At 38.6% G+C, this 15,229-nt stretch carries 15 protein-coding genes and 1 riboswitch; of the genes, 6 read left to right on the top strand and 9 right to left on the bottom strand.

The genetic code is table 11. The annotated features are described in order from the left end of the window. Positions 1 to 115 precede the first annotated feature (115 nt). The 3 genes from manA to CVD27_RS28775 all read right to left on the bottom strand — a co-directional run bounded on the left by manA (position 116) and on the right by CVD27_RS28775 (position 1,944). A complete protein-coding gene (gene manA / locus CVD27_RS15260; RefSeq protein WP_101648757.1) occupies positions 116 to 1,060 on the bottom strand; it encodes a mannose-6-phosphate isomerase, class I in 945 nt (314 codons plus the stop codon). 20 nt (positions 1,061 to 1,080) lie between these two features. Then, positions 1,081 to 1,608, bottom strand: a complete 528-nt coding sequence (locus CVD27_RS15255; RefSeq protein WP_101648756.1) for an NUDIX hydrolase — start codon at positions 1,606 to 1,608, stop codon at positions 1,081 to 1,083. Positions 1,609 to 1,818: 210 nt separating this feature from the next. Further along, positions 1,819 to 1,944 (bottom strand): hypothetical protein, encoded by a 126-nt coding sequence (locus CVD27_RS28775; RefSeq protein ID WP_257984374.1) that lies wholly within the window; start codon positions 1,942 to 1,944, stop codon positions 1,819 to 1,821. Positions 1,945 to 1,991: 47 nt separating this feature from the next. Next, a riboswitch (cyclic di-GMP riboswitch) is annotated at positions 1,992 to 2,078 on the bottom strand. 410 nt (positions 2,079 to 2,488) lie between these two features. Here CVD27_RS28775 and CVD27_RS15250 point away from each other — a divergent pair. Next, entirely contained in the window at positions 2,489 to 2,908 is a 420-nt protein-coding gene (locus CVD27_RS15250; RefSeq protein WP_180960301.1) for a VanZ family protein, read from the top strand. 19 nt (positions 2,909 to 2,927) lie between these two features. Here the strand turns inward: CVD27_RS15250 and CVD27_RS15245 are convergent, their stop codons facing one another. Beyond that, on the bottom strand, positions 2,928 to 5,954 hold the full coding sequence (locus CVD27_RS15245) for an efflux RND transporter permease subunit (protein WP_101648754.1): 3,027 nt from the start codon (positions 5,952 to 5,954) through the stop codon (positions 2,928 to 2,930). A gap of 688 nt (positions 5,955 to 6,642) precedes the next feature. Between CVD27_RS15245 and CVD27_RS15240 the strand changes: the two genes are divergently transcribed. Further along, positions 6,643 to 6,819: a YkvS family protein gene (locus tag CVD27_RS15240; RefSeq protein ID WP_257984373.1), complete on the top strand. Its 177-nt coding sequence runs from the start codon at positions 6,643 to 6,645 to the stop codon at positions 6,817 to 6,819. Between the two features lie 133 nt (positions 6,820 to 6,952). On the opposite strand, the gene CVD27_RS15235 is transcribed toward CVD27_RS15240, so the two are convergent. Then, positions 6,953 to 7,138 carry a hypothetical protein gene (locus tag CVD27_RS15235; protein ID WP_101648753.1) on the bottom strand — a complete coding sequence of 62 codons (186 nt, stop codon included), beginning with the start codon at positions 7,136 to 7,138 and terminating at the stop codon, positions 6,953 to 6,955. 262 nt (positions 7,139 to 7,400) lie between these two features. Here CVD27_RS15235 and CVD27_RS15230 point away from each other — a divergent pair, with 262 nt between their 5' ends. Further along, complete coding sequence (locus CVD27_RS15230; protein WP_101648752.1) at positions 7,401 to 7,883, top strand: hypothetical protein; 483 nt, start codon at positions 7,401 to 7,403, stop codon at positions 7,881 to 7,883. Between the two features lie 70 nt (positions 7,884 to 7,953). Here CVD27_RS15230 and CVD27_RS15225 read toward each other — a convergent pair whose 3' ends face one another. Together CVD27_RS15225 and CVD27_RS15220 are read right to left on the bottom strand one after the other, a co-directional pair. Next, on the bottom strand, positions 7,954 to 8,433 hold the full coding sequence (locus tag CVD27_RS15225; protein WP_101648751.1) for a YhcN/YlaJ family sporulation lipoprotein: 480 nt from the start codon (positions 8,431 to 8,433) through the stop codon (positions 7,954 to 7,956). 144 nt (positions 8,434 to 8,577) lie between these two features. Then, complete coding sequence (locus CVD27_RS15220) at positions 8,578 to 9,495, bottom strand: AraC family transcriptional regulator (protein WP_101648750.1); 918 nt, start codon at positions 9,493 to 9,495, stop codon at positions 8,578 to 8,580. Between the two features lie 205 nt (positions 9,496 to 9,700). On the opposite strand from CVD27_RS15220, the gene CVD27_RS15215 reads away from it, so the two are divergent. Continuing rightward, positions 9,701 to 10,552, top strand: coding sequence for an aldo/keto reductase (locus tag CVD27_RS15215; protein ID WP_101648749.1), 852 nt, complete (start codon positions 9,701 to 9,703; stop codon positions 10,550 to 10,552). Between the two features lie 106 nt (positions 10,553 to 10,658). On the opposite strand, the gene CVD27_RS28185 is transcribed toward CVD27_RS15215, so the two are convergent. Then, positions 10,659 to 10,796, bottom strand: a complete 138-nt coding sequence (locus CVD27_RS28185) for a hypothetical protein (protein WP_180960300.1) — start codon at positions 10,794 to 10,796, stop codon at positions 10,659 to 10,661. 307 nt (positions 10,797 to 11,103) lie between these two features. Between CVD27_RS28185 and CVD27_RS15210 the strand changes: the two genes are divergently transcribed. Then, positions 11,104 to 12,708, top strand: coding sequence for a spore germination protein (locus tag CVD27_RS15210; protein WP_101648748.1), 1,605 nt, complete (start codon positions 11,104 to 11,106; stop codon positions 12,706 to 12,708). A 35-nt stretch (positions 12,709 to 12,743) separates the two neighbouring features. Beyond that, positions 12,744 to 13,871: a Ger(x)C family spore germination protein gene (locus tag CVD27_RS15205; protein WP_180960299.1), complete on the top strand. Its 1,128-nt coding sequence runs from the start codon at positions 12,744 to 12,746 to the stop codon at positions 13,869 to 13,871. Between the two features lie 96 nt (positions 13,872 to 13,967). Here the strand turns inward: CVD27_RS15205 and CVD27_RS15200 are convergent, their stop codons facing one another. Continuing rightward, a complete protein-coding gene (locus CVD27_RS15200) occupies positions 13,968 to 15,101 on the bottom strand; it encodes a GerAB/ArcD/ProY family transporter (protein ID WP_101648746.1) in 1,134 nt (377 codons plus the stop codon). Positions 15,102 to 15,229 lie beyond the last annotated feature (128 nt).

The raw sequence follows: 15,229 nt of genomic DNA, 5'->3' as shown, positions 1-15,229 counted from the left end.
TTCAATCCTTTTATGGGGATTGGTCATATACTTTCTAAGTAAATATTCTTAACATATTGAAAAGAGTAAGGACCACCAACCATAATGGAACCTTACTCTTTTTATCATTCAGCAATTAAGTATGTGACACAATCATCTCACAATTCCCGTCTACTTCAAACTCTCCAAATCCGACAGGAAGAATAAAATGACTCCCCTTCTTCAAATCATATCGCCGGCCGTTATGAATGAGGCTTCCCTCACCATGGATCACACTAAACAGCAAATACTGATCATTAAAAGAAAAACTAGACTTACCAGCAACTTCCCACTTATAAACCGAGAAAAATGCTGATTCTACATATGTTGTCATTCTTGTTTTATCATTCTCTCGAACTACTCTCTCGCTAACCGCATCCTGGTGAGGAACAGTGGTAACCTCCATAGCTTTTTCTAAATGAAGCTCTCGTAAGTTCCCATCACTATCCCGACGATCATAATCATAGACGCGATAGGTAGTATCTGAGCTCTGCTGCGTTTCTAATACAAGTGTTCCCTCACATAAAGCATGAATGGTTCCGCTTGGCACATAGAAAAAGTCGCCTGGCTTGATTTTCACGCGGCGAAGCAGGTCACTCCACTTCCCCTCCCTAATTTGCTGCTGTAATTCTTCCTTCGTTTTGGCATTATGGCCAAAAATCATATCAGCATCTTCTTTACAATCAATAATATACCAGCATTCTGTTTTTCCCAGTTCCCCATTTTCATGAACCATCGCATATGTATCATCGGGATGCACTTGAACTGATAAATCCATATTGGCATCCAAAATCTTCGTCAATAAAGGAAAAACCTTCCCCTTCGGATTCCCAAAAAGCCCAGGCTGTTCTTTCCATAATTTATCTAAAGTCATCCCCTGATAAGGTCCATTTTCTATCATCGATGGACCATTCGGATGAGCAGAAATGGCCCAGTACTCTCCGGTATGTTCATACGGGATTTCATATCCGAACACATCCCGTAAGGCCCTCCCGCCCCAAATTCTCTCTTTAAAAACAGATTGTAAAAATAATGGTTCCAATCGAAGTCCTCCTCCTGATGTTAATCTGTCATAAACTTATATCTTAAAATAGCGGCAAGCCCCGCACCGTGCTTGAAATCTCCATTAGCCACTGACTCCTTCAGCTCTTCCATAGAAAGATAATGCAGTTCAATTTGCTCACTATTCTCCAACTTTTGCTCGGTAGGAGTTAAGCCGGCTGCGGCAAACAAGAAGATTTCCTCTGTCGTTGAACCTGGAGAAGGATAAAAACTTCCTAATTCAAGCCAATGCTCCGCGACATATCCTGTTTCTTCTTCTAATTCCCGTTTCGCAACCTCAAGGGGGGCATCTCCTTCTGTATCAATCATTCCAGCAGGCAATTCCCATTGCCAGCTTTTCATCGCATGGCGGTATTGTTTTAGACAGATCACTTCATGATCTTTCGTAATCGGCAGAATGCAAACGCCCTTTGCAAAGTCTAAATAGGAAAAAGTCTTTTCTTCCCCGTTTGGAAGAAGGACTTGATCTATGGTTATTCCAAATCGGTCAATCTTTTCCTTGCGAGAATGGTTAACTTTCCAAGTCATATTGTCCACCTTCACTTTCCCACCCTACATTAGAATTGTCTCCAGATATTAGGATACTACATATCTTTTCCTATGTGGAGAACTTATTCTTTATCACTATGAGTTTAAATTTCTATCTTTCAGGGAAAAATATACATGATATCTATCAAAAAAAGTTTAATTAAATCTAAAAAAATAAAAAACAATCCTACATGTAGGATTGTTTACTGCTCATTTAAATTCAATTTGTGCCTGTTCATTTAACATTTGGTCTCCTCTTTTGGCGGCAGCCGCTAAACTCATAACAAACAGCATGGAGGACGAACCAACAATCAAACCAGCAATAAAAATTAACATAGTAACCCCCTAGAATAGACTAATAATTCGTCGTAAGGTGATACATATTCGGTAACTGGCTGGCATAATTTATAAAAATCTTAGCCCCTCTAGTTTTGCGACACCACTTTTCAATGGCTTTGCCCTTTCGTACGAACTATGTCGTTTTTGTAATTGTAACATCTTTCACTACTATTCAATAGTATATAGCTATTAAATATACATGATTGAGCGAAGAGCAGTACCTATGGCCCTCATGGAGAGAGCCTGATTTATTATACATTTGGAGTGGATAAACCATGCAAGAAAACGTTGATGGTAGAAATTTTGGGCATGGCTGTTTATGGGGGATCTTTTTATCCCTGCATTTATGGATTACGTCATATTTCTTTTTTCGTCTAGTATTACAATTAATATTTTAAAAGTCTTTTCTCTAAAAGTTCGGTAACTCCACAAAAATAAACGGGCTTATAGTATGAATAAAACTACCAAACCAAGTAGTTTTTATGTCATAATAGAAGACAAAAACTTCCAAAGTCTCGAGACATTCTTATTAGGAGCCCTTATGAAAAAAAAGATACTGATTCGTTTACTTTTTATTTTGTCACTTGTGTTTATTTTCCGCTATACGATGCTGCCCGAACCTTCCTTAGGCATAGGAATGAGTAAAGGAGAAATCAACCTCATACCGTTCAAAGGATTAGGAGATCCCCTATCCACCGGATTCATGGTTAACGTTGGGGGGAATATTGCCTTATTTATTCCTTTTGGCTTCATCCTGCCCATTATGTATCCTAAACTGAGATCCACCCTAACAGTCACTTTGATTGGATTATCTCTATCCATCATGATTGAATGCATCCAATTAACCATGCCTAACAGGTGGACCGATATTAATGATGTTATTTTAAATACGTTTGGTACCTATATAGGTTTTCGCCTATTCAGGAAACAGGGGGACGGTTCTCATGCTTCGGAAGCATGAGAACCGTCCCCCTGATTTTTTACTGACTCAATGTAACCTGGTTATCTTGCAGCCTTTGCTTTTTGGCTTTCCGGAAATGGAATAATTCGTAGAAGGTTGGAATCACAATCAGCGTCAAAAGGGTGGATACGATGAGACCAAAAATGACTACCACCGCAAGTCCCTTTGAAACCAGGTTTAAACTCATGGCCGATTCATGGGCAACAAGCAGCGGAAGCATGGCAAACACCGTGGCAAGGGCTGTCATCAGAATCGGACGCAGACGCACAGCTCCAGCCTCCATAATCGCTTCGCGAATACTCATACTCTCCTCATTATGACGAATTCGGTCCACCAGCACGATCGCATTGGTGACAACAATCCCAACCAGCATCAGCATCCCGATCCCCGAAGAGATATTAATACTCGAGTGAGTAATCACCAATCCTAATAGGGAACCAATCGCTGCAAGCGGCAGAGAAATCAGAATAGCAATGCTTGCACGGAACGACTTTAAGGTAACAAGCAGGATCATAAACACAATTCCAATCGAGAGCATGGCCAGTTTGCCCAGTTCAGCTAAATCATCCGATGACTGCATCGCAGAACCGGTGATCTCTGCGCTTGTTCCCTTTCCAAATTTATTATTTTTATCCCACACGGCGATCTGTTTTTGAATCTCACCCGCCACGTCCACCATTTTATCTGAATCCACAAAAGCACTGACTTGCAGATAATGATGGCCGTCTTTGGAATAGATGGTCCCTTGCTCCTTACTTTCTTCAATCTTGGCGATGCTTGATAAAGCCACTGGTCCATTGGGTGTCATTAGCTGCAAATCGTTTAGATCATTCGCCGTTTGAACTTCTTTTAAAGCGCCCAATTTAACGGTTGTGGTTCGCCCATCTATTTTGATGCTTCCAATCGCAGCAGGCTGAATCATCGCATAAATAGACTGAGAGATTTCCTGTGCGTTGGCTAATTTTGAATCCACCGTAATCGTAACGGTTGGCTTTGTATTTTGATCGTTACTTTCTACTTTTTGTACACCATCAATGGTGCTGATATCTTTCTTAACGATAGCAGCTGCTCTTTTAATATCGTCTTCATTGTTGCCAATGACATCCACTGAAACTGACGTTTTATTCACTCCCAACAAACCAGCAGTGTCTGCCGTCAGCTCCGCACCAGGAAATTGATCTTTTGTTTTTCGGATGTCTTTTACAAACTTGGCAGAATCGGTCCCTTCTTTAGGGAAAACCATAAATTGAACAACGTTTGCATCTTGCAGATTGCCGTATTTTGCAGCATCCTCATTGACTCCTGCGATGGCAATATGGTTTTTTACCCCTTTTTTATCGGCAAGAATGCTCTCCATTTTCGAAACACCGTCATTTATTTCGCTGATTGGGGTTCCGTTATGATAGCGAAGACTGATGGCTATGTAGGCGGAATCCTTCTGATCGACAGACCCTTTAGGCATACTCACAAATAACCCAACGGACCCAACCACAACAAGAATCACTAGGATAATTGGAAGCCATTTATGGTTAAGCGACCATTTCAACACAGATGGGTAGAACGTATTGGTCTTGTGTTCTTTCACCTTTATCTTTTTCATCATCCGGCCGCTGAGTACTGGTACCACTGTGAGCGAAACAATCAGTGAAGCGAGCAGTGAACAAGTGATCGTAATCGCAAACGGGGCCACAAGATCTCTTAAACCTCCCGAAACAATCATCATTGGAAGGAATACGGCCACTGTTGTAAGGGTGGATGATGTAATAGCTGCTCCCACTTCTTTTACCGCTTCTACGAGAAACGCAGGCGTTAATTCATTGTCTTTCTTCCTTCGGTAAATATTTTCGACTACTACGATACTGTCATCCACTAAACGTCCGACCGATACTGCAATTCCTCCGAGCGTGAGAATGTTTAAGGTCACGCCAAAGAAGGAAAGTAAAATCATCGTAATACACAGAGACAGTGGAATGCTGACAATCGTGATCAAGGTCATTCGGAAACTGCGCAGGAATAACCAGATAATAAGAGTTGCAAATAAGGCTCCGGTCAATACTTCTCTTGTCATCGAATTAATGGAATCAAGAACGGTATTCCCTAAATTCATAAAAATCGTTGCTTGCAATGTTCCTTTGAAGTCTTTGTTGATTTTATTAACCACGTCTTCTACCTGTTTTCCAAGGGTAACGGCATTGGAGGTAGAATCCTTCTGAATAACGATGTCGATAAAGTTTTTCCCATTCAAATGGGTGATGCTTTCGGTATCCTTTTGCAGGGTAACATCAGCCACATCCTGCAGTTTGGTGTTACTGGTTAACTGGATATTTTTAAGGTCCTCCAGTGATTCCATTTTTCCTGTGACGATAATACTTGTTGCTTCATGGTTTAACGTTTGTTCGCCCACGGCAACAGAAGCATTTTTTCCTTGAAGAAGGGTATAAAGTTTTTCAAGCGGGAATTTTGCTGCGGCTAATTTGGCTGGGTCCACTTGGATCATGACTTGCTGATTTTTTCCGCCGTTGGTGATGACATTGCCGATACCTTTTAGGTCTTGGAACATTGGCATAATCTCTTTTTCTACTAAGGTTAGCTCCTTATTGCCAATTTCCTTATCAAAAGTAAGACCTAGTTCTACAATCGGAATTTCAGAGGTGTTGAGGTTGACAACGTATGGTTTCATGACCCCATTGGGGAGATTGACCATGGAAATTCTTTCTTGAATTTGCTGTTTTGCTTCTTTTACATTGATGTCAGATTCAAAGGTGACGGTCATCTGAGTAAAGTTATTTCCAGTTTGTGCGGCTACATCTTTTTTTCCTCTGACGCCGGCCAATGCCTGTTCAATTGGCTGCGTGACCTGTTCATCCATGCTTACCGCATCGATACCATTTCCAACCACTGAAATGGTCACGTACGGTTGATCTGCAGCTGGCATCAGCTCCATTGGAATCGTGGTGTAACTAAAAATCCCAAAAATCATTGAGGCAAATACGGCAAAAGCCAATGCGGCTTTGTTCCGTAATGCCCATTTGGTAAACCACGTCATATAGGTCCTCCCTAGTCCTAAAGTATTAAAAACAGGTAAATTATACCATTCAACCGACGTTCTGAATAGAGAATTTTTATATTTTTACAAAAAAATTACTTTTCATAAAAGGAAGGCACAAGGGTCTTTAGTGGCAAAAGTAAACCCTATGTAATAGCTTTTAAATGGGAATGTTTTTGTATATAATGGATATATAATAAAAAAGAGAAGTGCTGCTAACACTTCTCTTGCAACCTCTTCCGTCAGGGCGGTGGTTGTCTTAGTAATTATTTTTGCGAACCACCCTTTTGCTTGCGACGGCGTAGGGTGGTTTTCCTGTTTTCTAACACGTTCTTCCGAAAGAAATAAGCGCTAACCTCACGCAAAATTCCTTTTAGAACCTCTAGCAGAAGCTCAAGAAAAGTTTCCAGTTAATCACCCCCTTTCTCAATAAGAGAAAAGAAGACCGACAACGGCCACCCTCACAATATTCAGTTGCAATCCATTCTATCATTTTCTTTCCATTTAAAAACCTATCAATCCTCGACAAAAATCGAAGCGTGGAAGCAGAGGGACGGTTCCCATGCTTCGGAAGCATGAGAACCGTCCCTCTGCTTTTCTATGGAAGATCATCTGACAGTTTCTATGACTTACTGCCTTTTTCCATGTAAAATGCCTAGTAAATAAATAATTTGTAAGGAGTGGTATCATGTTTTTGAAAAAGGCAATGGTAGGAGACAATATTGTTTCGATTAATGGCATTAAAGGGAAGGTGGAGAAAGTCGGTGAGAACTCGGTCGTAATTGAAATTCTAGAAAATTTCTCAGGTAAATACTTTGAAAACAATAGGACAATTGTTTCTCATAAAAATTATGTAGTCCTTTAAGAGAATAAGGAATTCCCCTCACCTCCTTTTCTTCATAGACAATCTACGTTTATTTTGCTTCCCTCCTATTCTGGACTTGCCGTAAAAATAAAAAAGAGAAAAGCACCGATAGAGTGCTTTCCTCAATCCTTATTTACTTACTAAACAAGCCTTTTACACCCTTATAAATTAAGACTAGTGAAAAGACTAAAACGGTTAAAATGCCAAGGATATCTGTAACGGGTGAAACGCTTTCGAGAAAAGAATCAGCTAAAGGAACTTTTATAAGTGCAAAACCAGATAAAATGGTAGCAAGGAATAAGAAAATCCGGTTATCCATGGGTCTCTCCTCCTTCCTATGTGATTGATAAATTATATGACACCATCATTACGAATATGTCATTTGTGTAACAAAAATTCATTTGCTATCAAAAAGGAAAATATCCAAAAATTGTTTTAGAGAATGGCTGTTATTTGGGCAGCCATTTTTTCATTTTCAACGAAGGGTGCTTAGTTCAAGAGAATTGAGAATATTTTAGAACCAATTTACAAAGGATAAATTTGGTGCTTAATTGGGCAAAAGAGGGTTAGGTGATTTTTTTATGGAATTTATGAAGTACAAAGGTGAATGGTACGTTTGGATATTATTCCTTATTTTAATATTTATTGTGATATGGATGCCTAAAAAAAATCTAACATGGGCAGGAATATTAGTTACTTTGGGAGTAGCTGGACATTTAACCTGGATTTCCGATTCTATTGCAGGGTCGATATTTGATTTATTTGACCTTGCAAAGAGTAATACTACTGAGCTTAGCGATGCCGTTCTACTTAGCTTTGTTCCTGCTTGTATAGCTGTCATTTATGTTAATTTTTATAGCTCTTCAAAAAGATGGATTTTTGCCATTAGCTTTACATTAGTATCTTTTATATTAGAATTAGGCTTAGTGAAAGTCGGATACATGAAAAATAAAAACTGGGAAACATGGTATGGGGTACCTGTTTATTTTATAACCTATAAGTTCTTCTTTCCATGGTTCTTAAAATTAATTACAAATAAAAAACTAGTAAAAATAACTTCTTGAATAAACTGGGTGAAAGAGGAATTTTACCTATAAAAAAAAATGCTTAGCCTATGCCAAGCATTTTTCCATTTTATTTAGCCTTTGGGAATACTCTGCGAATGGTTTCAGTAAATTCATTAAAGAAACCTGAAACTGGTTTACCGTTACGAATATCTGACGCGTATGTGTTCATTCGATCATAAAAATCAGGGTTTTCCGATACATAAACATGATCAATATCACGATCAGTAGATTTAACTCTTTGTGAAATCTTATGCTCAATATTCTTAGTCCCCTTATTTCGGGATTCAGAGGAAAGCTTTACAGCTACATACGCATTATTTTCTGTCACAATCACATTTGCCGTGTCCACCTCTGGCAAGTCTGCTATTTTTTCAGCTGCATCATCGGCCACTCTCATCTTAGAACGATTATCAATAACATTATTGTTCCTGTTGGTGGTGATGTTGTTCTTTGTCACATCATTTTTATTGACGTTATTTCTGGTACATCCAGCCAAATCAAGGCTAAATATAAGGATTGCAAATAAGATTAAGCCCTTCTTCATCATCTAGTCCCTCCGTTAGTTATGTTAGTCAACAATCTTATTATTGAATACCTTATACTTTTTATACTTATTACCTGGTTTTAGGGGGGGATGATGTAATGTGGCACTATCCTCCACAAAAAAAGCCCCAGCCATTTTGGAGGGGATTCACGCGTTTATCGTTTTGTCATAGTCCTCCCTTAGGCGCTTGATATCTTCTTTTGGCGGCAACCCAAACATACGGGAATATTCACGGCTGAATTGTGATGGACTTTCATAGCCAACCCGGAATGCCGCATCTGTTGCATCAGCTGATTCAGAAAGTAACAGGCTCCGAGCTTCTTGAAGTCTCAGTTGTTTTTGGAATTGAATGGGGCTCATCGCGGTTACCTCTTTAAAGTGCCGATGAAGGGAAGAAACACTCATATTTGCTATTCCCGCAAGTTCCTCAATCTTGAAAGACTTTTCATAATGATTCATGATATGTTCAATCACGTCACTGATTTGAAAGGTAGAGCTTCCTTCTATTGCTATTTGTTTTAGCACACCCCCATTTTCTCCTTGAAGCACCCGATAGATGATTTCTTTCCTAATTAAAGGAGCAAGTACCTTAATGTCTTCGGGATTATCTAGCAAACGGGCTAATCTTGTTACCGCGTCTAACAAAGATGGCTCTATTTTGCTGACATACATCCCTCGTTTAGCATTTTCCTTCTTTTCAGCTTCCATTTGGAATTCACGAAGCACCTCCAATATTTCATTCGGAGTAAATTCAAGTTTTAGAGCCAGGTAAGGGACTTCAGAAGAGGCTTCTGTAACTTGTCCGGTTATTGGAAGGTTAACGGATGCAACAAGGTAATCGGCAGGACCGTACCTAAAGAGCTCTTGTGATAGAAATACCTCCTTCATCCCTTGAACCACAATGCATAAGGAAGGCTTATATACACCGTAAAATGGTCCGGCTGCATCAGAGTAACGAGAGAAAAATAAAGATGGAATAGCAGTCATGTGAGAACCATCCCGTTCTGTGTAACGCTCAATAAGTTGGGCAAGTTCTACCTGCTGTGTATAGATTTCCTTAGACATAAGACCCTCCTTGTTTTTTAATACTTGTTAGTTTCAGTTTAATTTATATTCGTCTGTTTCGTAAGTGCTTTAAGAGAATTAGGCAATGATTTGGTAGGAATGGGTTAAGGGTTTCTTTTTCACTTATTGCATAATAAGGGAGTCGAAGTTCTTTTTAAAATTTAATTATATCATCAGAAAATAAAGGAAAATAGGAGGATTTCATATGCAAAAAGTAATTTTAAACAATGGTGTTGAAATGCCGATACTCGGCTTTGGAGTTTTTCAAATCCGAGATGAAAACGAATGTGAACAAGCTGTTTACGACGCGATTATGTCAGGTTATCGATTGATTGATACCGCCGCCTCTTATCTAAATGAAGAAGCCGTAGGCAGAGCGATCAAACGGAGCGGTGTGCCAAGAGAGGAATTGTTTATTACTACGAAATTATGGGTTCAGGATACAGGCTATGAACGCACAAAGAAAGCATTTGAAAACTCGCTGGAAAGACTGCAATTGGATTATTTGGATTTATATTTAATTCATCAGCCATATGGCGATGTATATGGTTCTTGGCGTGCGATGGAAGAATTGTACCGCGAGGGGAAAATCAGGGCAATCGGGGTGAGTAACTTCCATAGTGACCGTCTAGTGGATTTGATCATTCATAATGAAGTAGTTCCTGCCGTAAACCAGGTGGAGACACATCCTTTCTGTCAGCAAATGGAAAGTGCTAAATTTATGAAAGACAACAATGTTCAGATCGAATCCTGGGGTCCATTTGCTGAAGGAAGAAACAACATGTTCCAGAACGAAACCTTATTAGCAATAGCCGCTAAATATAATAAATCCGTTGCCCAGGTGGTTTTACGCTGGTTAACGCAAAGAGGAGTCGTTGTGATTCCAAAATCTGTTCGCAAAGAAAGAATGGTTGAAAACTTCAATATCTTTGACTTTGAATTACATCAAGAGGATATGGAAAGAATGGCGACGTTAGACACGAAGGAAAGCCTGTTCTTTTCACATAGAGATCCTGAAATGGTGAAAGCGCTGGGTACACGTAAACTAGATATTTAATACCTATTTAGCAAATAAAAAACATTGAGGTACGACCTCAATGTTTTTTATTTTTATTGTTCTCCACGCCAGATCAGACCTGAGTCTTACCTACAGGATTATGTTCTTAAAACGGTTCGATCGCTTTCTCATTTTTACCAGTTTGAGGCTGATTTTCAATACTTCTTGCTTCGACTTCCTTCGGAATATCCTTAAGGCGTTTATTTACTTCTTCTACTTGATTAGTATTTCTTATTTCATCCATTTTCAAAAAACCCCAATTCATTAAGATATTTTAATAAATATAGTATGCATCCATAGGGAGGATTTTATGTCCACTGAGTCATACCTGCATACTTTGTCATAGGGTGTCTTTATATGGCATAGTTATTTCTGTTATCATCCAGTTCTTTGGTTTTCTTAACATACAAGGGGTTTACAGCCACAAACTTAATCTCATTTTCTTTTGTAAATTAATAAGGAAAAAATCCGCCAGTGGAAAAAAGAATGATTCCTAACCATTTACAAATAATAACAGAAAACCATTCATTAAAATTGAAAGAGGAAACTAAATGCGAAGTTTATTTCAATCTTTAAAGAAAATCCTTCCTCAAAACCTATCTTCTAAACAAAATGAGCAGATTGTCATAACTTACGAATATATTGATAAAAACTTGGCTGAAAACCTTTCTTTATTAAAAAATATTTTTGGAAAAACGGATGATATCCTTTATAGAGAGTTTGAGTTTCTGAACCAAAAAACATATAAGGTTTTTATTTGTTATTTAGATGGAATAGTGAATGAAGATTATATCAATGTAAATATATTAAAGCCGTTAATGGAGCCCAACTCTTCACCTCAACACTTGGATCAAAGCAATTTACTTACCCTGATAAGAAATAGGATTATTCACACGGCAGATATGCAAGAGCTAAATATGATAGATCAAGTTATTGACAGTGTCTTGACCGGAAAGACGATCCTTTTTATAGATGGATTTGATTCGGCTCTCGCTATGAGTACTCAAGGTTTTGAAACAAGGAATGTAAGCGAGCCTGATACTGAATCAAGTGTAAGAGGATCACGTGAAGGTTTTAATGAAGTGTTAAAGGTCAATACTGCGTTAATTCGCAGAAAAATTAACAACCACCATTTAAAGTTTGAAAATATTAAGCTCGGCAAACAGACCAAGACAAGTATTCGTATAGGCTACATTGAAGGGATTGCCAATGAAAAGGTTGTGGAAGAGGTACGTACCCGGCTGCAGCGTATCAATGTGGATTCCATATTGGAATCAGGATATGTAGAACAATTTATCGAGGACAACCCCTATTCGATTTTCCCTTCTGTGGGAAATAGCGAGAAACCTGATAAAGTTGCTTCTAAATTACTAGAAGGAAGAGTGGCAATACTCTGTGATGGGACACCCTTTGTCTTGACCGTTCCCTTCCTATTTATCGAGGGGTTACAAGTAGGAGAGGACTATTACTCCCGGCCTTATTTATCCTCAGTCATTCGATTATTAAGATTATTAGCCCTATTCATTGCTGTTGCGGCCACGCCCTTTTATATCGCCCTTACCACCTATCATCAAGAGATGGTTCCTTCACTCTTGTTGGCAACAATGGCTGCTGGGGAAGAACGTGTTCCCTTCCCTATTTTTATTGAAACCTTGTTAATGGAAATCACCTTTCAACTTCTGAGAGAGGCAGGAGTAAGGATGCCAAGACCTGTAGGTTCGGCGATTAGCATTGTTGGTGCCCTAGTTATTGGAGAAGGAGCCGTTCAAGCAGGTTTGGTCAGCTCGGCCATGGTCATTGGGATTGCGATTACAGGGATTGCCGGGTTTGTGGTACCTGCATTTAATGATGCCATTATTTTATCGAGAATTCTTTTGTTGATATTAGGAGGCTCATTGGGTTTATATGGAATATTAATGGGTTTTATGATTATTCTGGGCCATTTATGCTCTCTTAGGTCTTTTGGCACCCCCTATTTAACACCTCAGGCGCCAATTATTTGGAGTGAATGGAAGGATTCGATTATTCGCTTGCCGATTTGGCTTTTTCATTCCCGGCCGCAATCGATCACTTGGAAGAACTCGAAAAGATCGGGTTATGGAAACAAACCCAATACTCCCAAAAAGGATGAAGATGAAGGTGAAGGTCAGGTATGAAAAAGGCGGTTTTCTGTTGTATTTGCTTATTGCTATTGACAGGTTGCTGGGACAGGACTGAATTAAAGCAGCTGGGAATCGTAATGGGAGTTGCCATTGATAAAGATCCGGATTCCGGGGAATTTATTGTTTCCACACAAATGCTAAGACCAGGGGCAATCAGTACCCAAATGCCCAGTTCCGAAAAGCCCGTTGAAAAAGCGGTTACAACGGGAAAAACCATTTTTGAAGCCATACGGAACTCCAATCTAGAATTCGACCGTAAAGGATTTTATGCCCATACCAAAGTGATTGTGATTGGGGAAACCTTGGCAAAAGAAGGACTGTTGCCAGTACTTGACTTTTTTCAGCGCGGGAAAGAAGTACGGGGGTATGTGTTCGTGTGTATTGCAAAGAATACACCAGCAAGTGAGATTTTGGGAATAGAAACAGGAGGAATCGAATCCATCCCTGCATTCCGAATAAGAGATATGATTGAGGATACGAAATTTCATTTAAAAGGAACCCAAATCAATCTTCTTAATTTTTATAAAGAGTCGATTGGAAGCGGAATTGAACCCGTGGTTGGGGTATTAAAAATTGAGAAAGACAAATTTTCAAAAAAACATGTAAAACTGTCCGGCGGAGCTGTTTTTAATAAGGATAAATTAGTTGGATACTTAAATGAACATCAAACAATCGGCTATCGATGGTGCAAAAGTGAAGTACAATCGGGAGCAGTATCCCTCCCCTCCCCTGTAAATGAAAACCGATATGAATCGGTTGAAGTGAAAAAAGCCGACACATCCATTAAGCCAACGGTGAAAGGAAAAGAAATCTCTTTTACCATTAACGTGAAAGCTGAAGGGATTATCACCGAACAGGAAGTGACGACATCTCTTGAAGACAATACAAAAAGACTTGAACATATGAAGAAGACGGAAGAAAAAATGAATAAGCAAATCGAAAAAGATATCAAATTAGCGATAGAAAAAGCGCAAAAAGAATTCCATGCTGATATTTTTGGATTTGGAAGAGCTTTAAACAAAGAAGAACCAAAAGTATGGAATGCAGTAAAAGAAGATTGGAATGATCGGTTTGCTGAAGTTCCCTATACAGTCAATGTTCATTTTAAAATTAAATCGACCGGATTAATGCGAGGACCATCCCAAGCCAAAAATTAACGCTTAAACATTAATGTGAACAAATGGACAGCAATCAACAGGAGAAAGACTAAAATAAACATGGAACTTCCGAATAATATGATGTTACTTAGTAGATCAGCTTTCCTGATTACTTGTAGAATTAGCATCACTCTTTCTCCTCTTTTTTAAGATCATCACTTTTTTCTTTAGAAAAATAACGATTAATAATAATATGGTCATAAGGTTGATCATGGCCATTACATACGGGTGAACCTCAAAACCGAGCCAGCGGTGATAAGCAATATTTTCAAATCGCAGGTTATTCCAAATCGGGAAGATCAATCCTATAGCAAGAATCACCCATCTAATATTTTTAATTTTAAATATCCAGGTAAGTGCAAGGACACCGCCGTAAAAATGCAAACTCATTTTGTAAAAACCGCCGATAAACATGATTAAAACGGCTAATAAGTCTAAATTCGTGAAAAAGTTAGCGATATTAATAGATAGGATCGTTTGTAATAATGGAATTTCCGTATTGGCTGTAAGATCTGGCCCCATAATAGAAAGCATGATAATGAGTGAAAAGATAATTAAAAATGTTGAAAGCGCCACTGCTATAAAAGTAATTTTTCGAATGCCTTCCTGCTTACTTACAAAATGCCAAAACATGATAAAAACGACAAGCTCACCAAAAGGGAAAAGCACAACGTCAAATAATGTTTTCCCTAAAAGCGGTTTTATTCCATTGCCTAAAATAGGCAGTATCTCATTGATATCAAATTGACCTGAAAACATGGTAAAAACATAAATCGTAATCATAAAAATAATAAAAACTGGCAATAAAATTTCTCCGGTTCTTGCTAAAACTTCAAAACCTAACGATAGAATGTAAATCGATACGAGCATAAAAAAGTAAAGGATAACGAGAATAGGTGTCATCGGCAATGCAGACATTTTAATCAGTGCCCCAAATTCAAAAAAATTGTAACTGGCGCTGTCGAAAAAATAGGCCCCGTATATGAACAACAATGGAATGGCTAATTTTCTTCCTACTGCTTCATTAAGTATTTCGGAAAAATCTTGTTCAGGACAAATTCTTGGGAATTGTGTATAGGCCCAAATTAGACCTGTGCTGATAAAGAATGCTAGTAAAACCAACAGCCAAGCATCCTGTTTAGCACCGATTCCTAATGCAAAGAGGGTTGTGCTTCCCACTTCAAATAACATAACGAGCATAAATAATTGAATTTTAGTGATTTGAATCATTCTTTTATTGCCACCTCGAGTTTGATAAGAAATGATTCTAAAAGGGTAATATAATGGAACATTCAATAAACTATTTTAGACAAAGAGTTTTTTGATTAAACGTAGGGTATAAAAAATGAAAAACACTT

Origin of the sequence: Neobacillus cucumis (assembly GCF_002860255.1) — a bacterium.
GTDB classification, from domain to species: Bacteria; Bacillota; Bacilli; order Bacillales; family Cytobacillaceae; genus Neobacillus; species Neobacillus cucumis_A.
The sequence above is the reverse complement of the archived record's forward strand: the minus strand, read 5'-3'. Positions and strand labels throughout refer to the sequence as shown.

Excerpts from the sequence above, each read along its gene's own strand:
- CVD27_RS15200 (WP_101648746.1), bottom strand. The coding sequence starts at position 15,101 with ATGATTCAAATCACTAAAATTCAATTATTTATGCTCGTTATGTTATTT.
- CVD27_RS15235 (WP_101648753.1), bottom strand. The coding sequence starts at position 7,138 with ATGGATAACCGGATTTTCTTATTCCTTGCTACCATTTTATCTGGTTTT.
- CVD27_RS28185 (WP_180960300.1), bottom strand. The coding sequence starts at position 10,796 with ATGGATGAAATAAGAAATACTAATCAAGTAGAAGAAGTAAATAAACGC.
- CVD27_RS15245 (WP_101648754.1), bottom strand. The coding sequence starts at position 5,954 with ATGACGTGGTTTACCAAATGGGCATTACGGAACAAAGCCGCATTGGCT.
- CVD27_RS15210 (WP_101648748.1), top strand. The coding sequence starts at position 11,104 with ATGCGAAGTTTATTTCAATCTTTAAAGAAAATCCTTCCTCAAAACCTA.
- CVD27_RS15215 (WP_101648749.1), top strand. The coding sequence starts at position 9,701 with ATGCAAAAAGTAATTTTAAACAATGGTGTTGAAATGCCGATACTCGGC.
- CVD27_RS15255 (WP_101648756.1), bottom strand. The coding sequence starts at position 1,608 with ATGACTTGGAAAGTTAACCATTCTCGCAAGGAAAAGATTGACCGATTT.
- CVD27_RS15225 (WP_101648751.1), bottom strand. The coding sequence starts at position 8,433 with ATGATGAAGAAGGGCTTAATCTTATTTGCAATCCTTATATTTAGCCTT.
- CVD27_RS15220 (WP_101648750.1), bottom strand. The coding sequence starts at position 9,495 with ATGTCTAAGGAAATCTATACACAGCAGGTAGAACTTGCCCAACTTATT.
- CVD27_RS15250 (WP_180960301.1), top strand. The coding sequence starts at position 2,489 with ATGAAAAAAAAGATACTGATTCGTTTACTTTTTATTTTGTCACTTGTG.
- CVD27_RS15240 (WP_257984373.1), top strand. The coding sequence starts at position 6,643 with ATGTTTTTGAAAAAGGCAATGGTAGGAGACAATATTGTTTCGATTAAT.
- CVD27_RS28775 (WP_257984374.1), bottom strand. The coding sequence starts at position 1,944 with ATGTTAATTTTTATTGCTGGTTTGATTGTTGGTTCGTCCTCCATGCTG.
- CVD27_RS15230 (WP_101648752.1), top strand. The coding sequence starts at position 7,401 with ATGGAATTTATGAAGTACAAAGGTGAATGGTACGTTTGGATATTATTC.